The following is a 7,693-nucleotide window of genomic DNA, read 5'->3' as shown; positions in this document are numbered from 1 at the left end:
GTCTTAAACCGTCTAGCAGCTGTTTTATTCTGTTGGGTCAAATCATGGGTCACGAATGGGTCACGCGCGAGCTAGTCAACGAACCTGTCAAAGTCACCAACCATATCCTCTGCTTTATAGCGCACATATCTGGAGACAGTGGTATTGATTGATGTATGGCCAAGATAGCGTGAGACCTTACTTATTTCCATTCCAGCCATAAGACAAGACGTTGCAAAGCTGTGACGCATGTTGAGCATCGTGACGTAGGGGAGATTTCGTTCCTTTATGTAGGCCAACCACCTGCGCGCTGCTACGCAGGGGTTTGCACGGGCTCCTCGGTAATTGACGCAAACAGCACCCTCAGGTTTCCCGCGTTGCTCGTAGAGATCATAGAGCCACTCTGCGCTCTTCTTACGAAGGGGAATATAGCGGTCGCTTCTGCGGGTTTTAGGCGGCATAAGCTTTGGACCCTCGGCTTCTCGGACATAGGTGCGCCGTACATGGACTAGGCGGCACTCAAAGTCGATATCACTCCAATCAAGACCAAAGATTTCACCCTTGCGAAGCCCCAGAGACAAGCCAAGCACGGCAATCGTCTGAAAGAGCTCATTATCAATCAGTGCTATAAACGCATCATGCTCTTCAAAGCTTGTAAGCCAGTCGCCATTGTGGTCTGTAGGATAGATCTCGCGCTTGGGAAGTATGTATTTGTCTGTGGCGGGGTTTTCCTTGATGTATTTAAGATCAAGCGCTTCATTGAGCACCTGTCTAAGCGTATCGCGTGCGTTGGTAGCAACTTTGTAGCTAGAGCATCGGTTAAGCATCCGCTGGATGTCCTCATGGCTTATGTCCTCAAGCTTGCGTGTGTCAAATGCAGGTAGGAGCCTGAGTTTTAGATCGCGTTTGTAGGCAAGCAGAGTGTTATGGCGCACGCGCTCAGTTGCGCGTGGTAGATAGACTTCATCGACAAACTGACCAAATTGCAGCGATTCACGCAGCACAACATCTGTCCTGGCAAGCTCGCTCCAAAGATGCTCTGCAGCCTTTGCCTCACGTTTGGTCTTAAAGACACCTGATTTGCGCTTACGCTTGCCAAATTCATCCCGGCCAAGCTCCACGCGCGCACGCCATTTTCCATTAGGTAGCTTATCAATGGACATGACGGTCACCTACAAATAAATTACGTGGCATAATAGACGTGCCTCCGTCCCTTCGGTGGCTGCCCTCCTGACTCCGCCAAGACTCAGGGAGGGCGTTTTGCTACTCATAGAAGCTAAGCAAATCTATTTGTGTTTCAAATTTTGCATTTTGTGATAAACAAACGCGTTTATTTATCACAAATGAGAAACAAAAATTAATGTGAATCGACAATATGAAGTAGTTCGGGGAAAACCATTATTGCCGGTGTTCTTCCACTTCCTTTTCTTAGTGGTCTAATTACATCTAGCTGTTCCAATATTTTTAGAAGTCGCCGCGTAGTTTGAGGATTTACTCCGTCGATATTTACAAAATCTGGGGTTGAAAATATTGAGCTTTGGAATAGTTTGTCAATAATAATGCCAGAATAGGTCGAATTACTCTCTCTTGCTAATCGTTCTTTTAATTCCTTATTAAGATTAAAAATACCAACAGCTTTTTCGTTATTTACAATTGCTTGCTTTTGAATAGCATCTAAAAAGAATTTGCACCAGCCAGTCCAGTCATTAGATTGAGAGACATTCAAGAGTCTATCTTGGTATTCTTCATTCCTTTTTTCAAAAAATTCGCTCAAGAAAAAACATGGATGAGATAAGAGCCCATCATTTTTCATCATGAGGGGAACAAGCATTCTACCTATTCGGCCATTACCATCATAAAAAGGGTGAACTGATTCAAATTCTGCATGTGCTATGGCTATTTTATAGAGGCTGGGAATATCATCTCGATTTACAAATTCCTCCCATGATTTCATGAGCGGTTCAACATCATCGGGTTTAGCAGGAATATATCTTGCGCTAGTAATATCGCTCCCATATGCTCCTATCCAATTTTGTTCAGTTCTGTAATAGCCTGGCGATTTAAGTTCACCTCGTACACCACTAAGTAAAATGCGGTGAGCGCTTTTTAGCACGCGCCCACAAACTGGAAGATTTTCTAGCATATTTCCAGCATGTTCAACAGCGATTTGATAATTAACGACTTCACGAATATCATCACGCTTAGATGGTGAGACATCTGTATTTCCTGCATTAAATTCTAAGACATCTCCTACCGATGCTTGCGTCCCCTCAATTCTTGAAGATATGACTGCTTCTTGCATCATTAAAGGAGCAATTAAAATCTCTGGATTTGGAATAATTCCGAGAAAGCTATCATACCTTGCGAGCGCAGTAGAAGCTTGTGCAAGAGGTAGTGCAATGGTTTCCCAGTCAATATTTGCAGGGGGGAATTTCCCAATGTGATAATTAATACTCATAAACGTACTACTTCCATATTTTAGTTGGTAAACCTAAATAACCTTTTAGGTTTTAAGTTTCCTCCATGTTTAGACGAAAGCTTCTACTCCATCTAAGAGCATTTTTTATTTAATCTACCAATTTCGTAATATCACGAAATTGGTAAGTCCTATGCAGCCCTTCTCTCAAGGAGGCCATCGGGAATGATGACGCCGGGCCCCGCTACAAGTATTTCATTTCCAATTTTTGTACTTGCTGCGCTATAACCCACAGAAAGGTCATATCGAGAAAATGCCGAGTAGGCATTATCTACGAGCGGTACCGCATCATAGGTAACAATCCAAGGAAAATCGCAAGAAGCAATTCTTTTTGCTAAAGAATCGTGGCATTCATTGTCAAATGAGTTCTTGTACAGTCCAGGACCCTTTTCAACATAAGGAGGATCAAAGTTAGCAAATAGGGAAGAATCTTGCTGCTTGAGTACTTGCTCAATAAAGTCCTCAGCATCCATATTGGCTATTGATATGTTATCCGCATACTCAGCTATGGCTTGGATCTTATTGCAAAGATTTTTGCGATTAAATCGAGCGCCAATACTGTAATTGCCGTCTTGCTTTTGCCCACCAATAGGGCCAGCTTCTAAAATTCCAGAACGGTTAGTTCTATTGAGATAAAAGGCTGCTTTGCCCATCTTAATTGATGGGGCTTTAGATAAAGAAAGTGTTTCTTTTTGCTGGCGCCACTCATCTATTGAAAGTTCAACGTTCGCAACAAATGAGCAAAGCTCATCAGAATGATGAACAATCATCTTCCACATGCTATAAACAGCTGGATCAATATCGTTCAGGAAAACCTTGGATACACGCTGCTTGAGAAGGAGCTGCATGGCAAGGCCTGCTCCACCACAGAATGCCTCCGCGTATGAGCTACCTATTAAATCGTTAGCCTCAATAATCGCGTCTATTGTTGAGTAGATCTTTGACTTACCGCCTGGATAGCGTATGGGCGTATATGTGAATGGCATTTGGCACCTCCTTCTTAATACTTTACAAATTCGAGTTCGTTTTGGCCATAGGGCTACTGGCTTTTGGATAGCATTTCTCTCAAAACGGGATATATTTTGTCCCAAGTGGCGATTAGGGCACCTCCGTCTACCCAACCTGCTTGACCGTGAGCACAGGAGTTTAATGAGGTAATAGTTACTATCACTTCTGCATCGTTGTTTTTTGCCATCTTCCTTAAGTAGTCCACGTCGTTATGTCCTAAATGACAACTTTTATCCCTAGTAAGCAACTCGCAAGATTTTGAAATACGTGCACTAAGGGACTGAAGGCTGTTCCACGCTTCATCTCCGAGTTTATGGATGAGAAAAGTATCTGCTATTAACTCAATTAAAGATCTAAGTAGCAAACCACATGCAATGGGATTATCTTTAGCGTTGATAGATTTTAGCTCGTTGGATATCTCGGCTATTTTTGCATTATCTGTAGTAGGCAGAGGAGCGCCTGAAGAGGGTATTACAGTGCGTCTTTCGAAAGCGTAGCCTTTGGGTCTAGGATTTGATGGTTGCACTCCGTTAGTTGACGAGGGATATTCACTAAGATTGCTGATAGGTTGTAATTCCTGGGGGTCGATGTCTTGATTTGGTTGTGATTCGCTTGGCTGTAAGGGTCCAAGTGGGATAGAAAGCTGTTCATCTTGGGGGGCGATGCCAAGATCTTCTGAGAGCTGTTTAACGATTTCTCGACGGTTATCAGCGGTATAATAATCTCCCACCTTATGATTTGCGAGGTACTGGATTAGAGCAAATAGCTCTTTATCATGTTTACAATCGTATTGATAGTCTGATCTATTTCCCTCAATGCCACAGAATGTCCGAACTTGCGGCGTGCCCAGCATTCGCTCAATGCCCGTCTTTTTTGCTTGCGAAAGATTCCTAATAAATTCGGTATTGTCAGAAAATAAGTCTTTGATTTGGTCAATGAATGCAATTACTCCATCAGGCTTATTTTCGATGAGTTGTTGAAATCTTGCTTTTTGTTCTGAGTCCCATGACTCAATCCCAATTCCCCCTTGAGGACCACTATGTCTCGAAGAGATAATGCGGTTAATCTCGCTCTCGTTATCCGTGATGATTGCTCCATGGATTATTTGAGGCATTTTACCCTGTAAGTCGCTCATTGCTTTAACGATATTTGCGAAACCACTGGGTACTAACTCCGGATTATTCCCAAGCTTTAAAGCAGTCGCACGACGATTTCCTTCTCGAACCAAGTACATTCCATCAGGAAGCGGCGATACGACGAAAGGCTCTTCTTCATGTAACCCATTGAGAGCGATGTCTTTTGCAAGGGTGATGATTTTATTTTCTCTAGAGGCAAGACTTTGGTCTCTCAGGATTGAATATATGGCTTCTTGTTCCCCCATTACTGGGAAGATTCTTGGGTTTTGATCATTAATGATTAGTTTATCAATGGAGATGTCTTGACGCTTATACATAAATTCAGCTCACCTTATTTCTCCCCTAGCGTTGCCCGTTTTGCCTTCTTCTTTCTTCGCGGATTTTGTTTCGCTTCGCTAATTCTGCAGATAGCTCATCGAAACCAAGCGGCTTTAGCAGGTCATAAACTACTTTGCTTTGCTCAGAGTATTTCTTCACGAGGTCAAGAAGCTTTCCGATTAGCTCTATGAACTCACCTTTTGTAATGAATTGTTCAAGTCTAAATATCATCTTGATGTAGTTGATATTCTTTCTACCGCCAACAGTAGTGCAATAAAGGCGCTCATCATGGGCACATATATTCCTAAAGTCAACGAGAGCTTCAAGGCTAACTCTAGCCCGCTTCCTGCTCAGATATTTTGATTCTCCGTCGCCCTTTCTAGCGGTTGATTCTGTAATTGCCCTACAAACCCTGTCTTGTTCTTCTGGCTTCATGAGATTAAAAAAATGCTCTACATTCCCAAACGTAAGATCATTTACTAAAACCCAGAGCGGGACGTCTCCGTAAGTGTTTTTGTAATGAGTAACAAACTCAGTTCTGCTTTTTTCTAAGCGTCTATTCAAAGCTGTGTTTAGCCCACTTATCTCTCGCTCAAAGCTTTTCTTTATACAGAACTCATCTCGCGAACAAAAATTTTCCTGCAAAAGATAAGCGTTTGGCTCCCTATGAGCTTCAGAGAACACATAGGCGACAGCGGTTTTGATAGTGGCCTCAGCCATGATCAAGTAATAAAAGGTTGTTTCTCTTAGCTCACGGTCAAAAGAAAAGATTGTGTACATATCAGAAAAACGGGCACTTTCACGGTACCTATCATCCTTGTTGGCAATGGTGGCTTTTGTATCTAAAAACGGTTCCTTATAACCGTTTACGATGGAGTAATACCCCTCTCTAAGCAAAATACGCGCAGTGTCGGCATCAGTGTTCATACCACGACTATTCAATAGGTCGATCTGCTCTTCAATTGTGAGAAAAGGCTTTGACATAAGCGGCTCCTATTAAATCAACAAAGGCAGCTTGCCCAAATTGGGTAGCTGCCTTTGTCTTGGACGCGAGCTCCGTAAAGTCATCACGTCAGTACCGCTTGCAGCTACTATACCCAAACATAGCGGCGAGTCAACAAAAAATCACACTTTGGGACACTTTGGTACAGATTGTGCCAGCTTGTACCGTTTTGGCTTACCCATTACCTTTCTACTCCATCTCCCTGCTTGCTTGGAACCACACGACCGTGCCGTGAAACTCAACGCTATGCTCATCGATGTCACGCAAAACGATGTCCTCAAAACCGTCATCCCACGAATCTGGGGAGAGCACCAAGGTAGACGCGCCGCGGTAAAGCCGTCGCATTACGTAATCAGCGCCATCAATGCTGACGACCGCGATTGATCCGTTTGTTGGGGGTTTATCAGGGTCAATCAAAATAAAGCAGCCTTCTGGGTAAACCCTACTCATGCATTGACCTTCGACTTGCAAAAAATAGGCGTGCGGATGGCCAGCTAGCACATTAGCTGGCAAGGGGATCTCATCATCCAGCACATCGGGCTCCTGCGCGTCTCCAGCGTGGACTCTGCCTAATAGAGGAGCGTAAGCGGGTGGTGATGCTACAGGAGTGAGCGCGCCGTGGGGGAGAACAGGGGCGCTGTCCGTTAGTTGTGCGGCAAGCCCTGCACTTTCTGAACGCAAGTCATCAATTGTGAGATTGAAATAGTCTCTCAACCTCTGGATGTTACTGTCACGAATATTACCTATTGCTCCTGATTCCCACTTATTAACTGTTTCGCGCGTCACTCCTGCAATATCAGCTATTTCTTGTTGTGTGATTTCTCGCCCACTTCCTTTGAGTGTGCGCAATGCTTTGATGTTGTTTCCGATGACACTCATTTAGTACACCTCATAGATTTTAAAATACACAACAGTTTTTTTAAATTCACTAATAGAATTTTAAATTCATGCTAGACTTTGCGTAAAGTGTTGTTTAACATTACATCGAGAAGTGAAGGGAGGCATGATGGTAGAATCACTTTCGCAGCTTGCAAAAGCAAGACTTGCAAGCGGACTTACAATAGAAGATGCTCGTAAAGCGCTTAAAATGAGCTACCCAACATATAAACAGAGGGAAGATAAACCTGAGCTTTTCTCATTTGAAGAGATGCGGGCGCTGAGTAAAGAATTTAACTCTGATGGAAAACGCATTTTTAAGGAATGGGTTGATTATTTTTTTACCTTTTAATGTGCGTTTAACTTCACATATATAGAAAGGAACTAACTATGGCACCAAAAATGGAAAAGGCGGCATCTGACATCTCATCTGTGGCAAGAGGCATTTCTTTCCTATTTGTTCTGCTTGCATTGCTGCTCGTTATATGTGTTTTTACAGGCACCTTTGCAGGGTTTGATGAGGGCATCTGGGCGCTTTCAGTTCTGTTTGGAATGGTGCTGGGGCTGGTCTTGGCGCGTGTTGTCGTTCTCGAGAAGGCGATGGGGTAGAGATGGAAAAGTCAGTTTTTGAGTATCGCGGCGATTTCCTCTTCGGACATCTTACCAATCCAGTCTGTGCGATGGCGTTGCAGAATGTCAATGGCGTCAGGACTAATCATTGCTGCCGTTCCAAAAAGATTTGGCACATCGCTGGCGATGAGGAGACCAGCTTTACAAAGCAAGTCTACATCATATTCGTTGCCAGCAATTGTGGGTCCTTCATTGAGGAGCTTCAAAAGAAGTGCTCTTTGCGTTTGAGAAAGTGTTCTGCAAGATCTTTTGATGCGCAGAAATTGC

At 43.5% G+C, this 7,693-nt stretch carries 9 protein-coding genes; 2 read left to right on the top strand and 7 right to left on the bottom strand.

Translation table 11 applies throughout. The annotated features are described in order from the left end of the window. Positions 1–71 precede the first annotated feature (71 nt). The 6 genes from Q0X25_RS06195 to Q0X25_RS06170 all read right to left on the bottom strand — a co-directional run bounded on the left by Q0X25_RS06195 (position 72) and on the right by Q0X25_RS06170 (position 6,799). Positions 72–1,142, bottom strand: coding sequence for a tyrosine-type recombinase/integrase (locus Q0X25_RS06195; protein WP_298580068.1), 1,071 nt, complete (start codon positions 1,140–1,142; stop codon positions 72–74). Positions 1,143–1,336: 194 nt separating this feature from the next. Beyond that, complete coding sequence (locus Q0X25_RS06190) at positions 1,337–2,437, bottom strand: Fic family protein (protein ID WP_298580067.1); 1,101 nt, start codon at positions 2,435–2,437, stop codon at positions 1,337–1,339. 149 nt (positions 2,438–2,586) lie between these two features. Then, a complete protein-coding gene (locus Q0X25_RS06185) occupies positions 2,587–3,441 on the bottom strand; it encodes a DNA adenine methylase (protein WP_298580065.1) in 855 nt (284 codons plus the stop codon). A gap of 53 nt (positions 3,442–3,494) precedes the next feature. Continuing rightward, the gene (locus Q0X25_RS06180; RefSeq protein WP_298580063.1) at positions 3,495–4,916 is read right to left on the bottom strand and encodes a hypothetical protein; all 1,422 of its coding nucleotides are present in this window, start codon (positions 4,914–4,916) and stop codon (positions 3,495–3,497) included. Positions 4,917–4,941: 25 nt separating this feature from the next. Beyond that, on the bottom strand, positions 4,942–5,901 hold the full coding sequence (locus Q0X25_RS06175) for an Abi family protein (RefSeq protein ID WP_298580060.1): 960 nt from the start codon (positions 5,899–5,901) through the stop codon (positions 4,942–4,944). A gap of 208 nt (positions 5,902–6,109) precedes the next feature. Then, positions 6,110–6,799 (bottom strand): LexA family transcriptional regulator, encoded by a 690-nt coding sequence (locus tag Q0X25_RS06170; RefSeq protein WP_298580057.1) that lies wholly within the window; start codon positions 6,797–6,799, stop codon positions 6,110–6,112. Between the two features lie 127 nt (positions 6,800–6,926). Here Q0X25_RS06170 and Q0X25_RS06165 point away from each other — a divergent pair, with 127 nt between their 5' ends. Then, positions 6,927–7,148: a hypothetical protein gene (locus Q0X25_RS06165; RefSeq protein ID WP_298580053.1), complete on the top strand. Its 222-nt coding sequence runs from the start codon at positions 6,927–6,929 to the stop codon at positions 7,146–7,148. A gap of 38 nt (positions 7,149–7,186) precedes the next feature. Beyond that, on the top strand, positions 7,187–7,405 hold the full coding sequence (locus Q0X25_RS06160) for a hypothetical protein (RefSeq protein WP_298580050.1): 219 nt from the start codon (positions 7,187–7,189) through the stop codon (positions 7,403–7,405). Positions 7,406–7,416: 11 nt separating this feature from the next. Here the strand turns inward: Q0X25_RS06160 and Q0X25_RS06155 are convergent. Next, positions 7,417–7,693: hypothetical protein (locus Q0X25_RS06155; protein WP_298580047.1), on the bottom strand; the 277-nt coding region annotated here is incomplete at its 5' end.

It is taken from the genome of uncultured Olegusella sp. (assembly GCF_947253395.1).
Lineage (GTDB): Bacteria > Actinomycetota > Coriobacteriia > Coriobacteriales > Atopobiaceae > Olegusella.
This window is presented reverse-complemented; position numbering and strand designations above follow the sequence as displayed.

What these genes read in the sequence shown, in the direction of transcription:
- Q0X25_RS06190 (WP_298580067.1), bottom strand. Translation starts at nt 2,437, where the DNA reads ATGAGTATTAATTATCACATTGGGAAATTCCCCCCTGCAAATATTGAC.
- Q0X25_RS06180 (WP_298580063.1), bottom strand. Translation starts at nt 4,916, where the DNA reads ATGTATAAGCGTCAAGACATCTCCATTGATAAACTAATCATTAATGAT.
- Q0X25_RS06195 (WP_298580068.1), bottom strand. Translation starts at nt 1,142, where the DNA reads ATGTCCATTGATAAGCTACCTAATGGAAAATGGCGTGCGCGCGTGGAG.
- Q0X25_RS06185 (WP_298580065.1), bottom strand. Translation starts at nt 3,441, where the DNA reads ATGCCATTCACATATACGCCCATACGCTATCCAGGCGGTAAGTCAAAG.
- Q0X25_RS06170 (WP_298580057.1), bottom strand. Translation starts at nt 6,799, where the DNA reads ATGAGTGTCATCGGAAACAACATCAAAGCATTGCGCACACTCAAAGGA.
- Q0X25_RS06165 (WP_298580053.1), top strand. Translation starts at nt 6,927, where the DNA reads ATGGTAGAATCACTTTCGCAGCTTGCAAAAGCAAGACTTGCAAGCGGA.
- Q0X25_RS06175 (WP_298580060.1), bottom strand. Translation starts at nt 5,901, where the DNA reads ATGTCAAAGCCTTTTCTCACAATTGAAGAGCAGATCGACCTATTGAAT.
- Q0X25_RS06160 (WP_298580050.1), top strand. Translation starts at nt 7,187, where the DNA reads ATGGCACCAAAAATGGAAAAGGCGGCATCTGACATCTCATCTGTGGCA.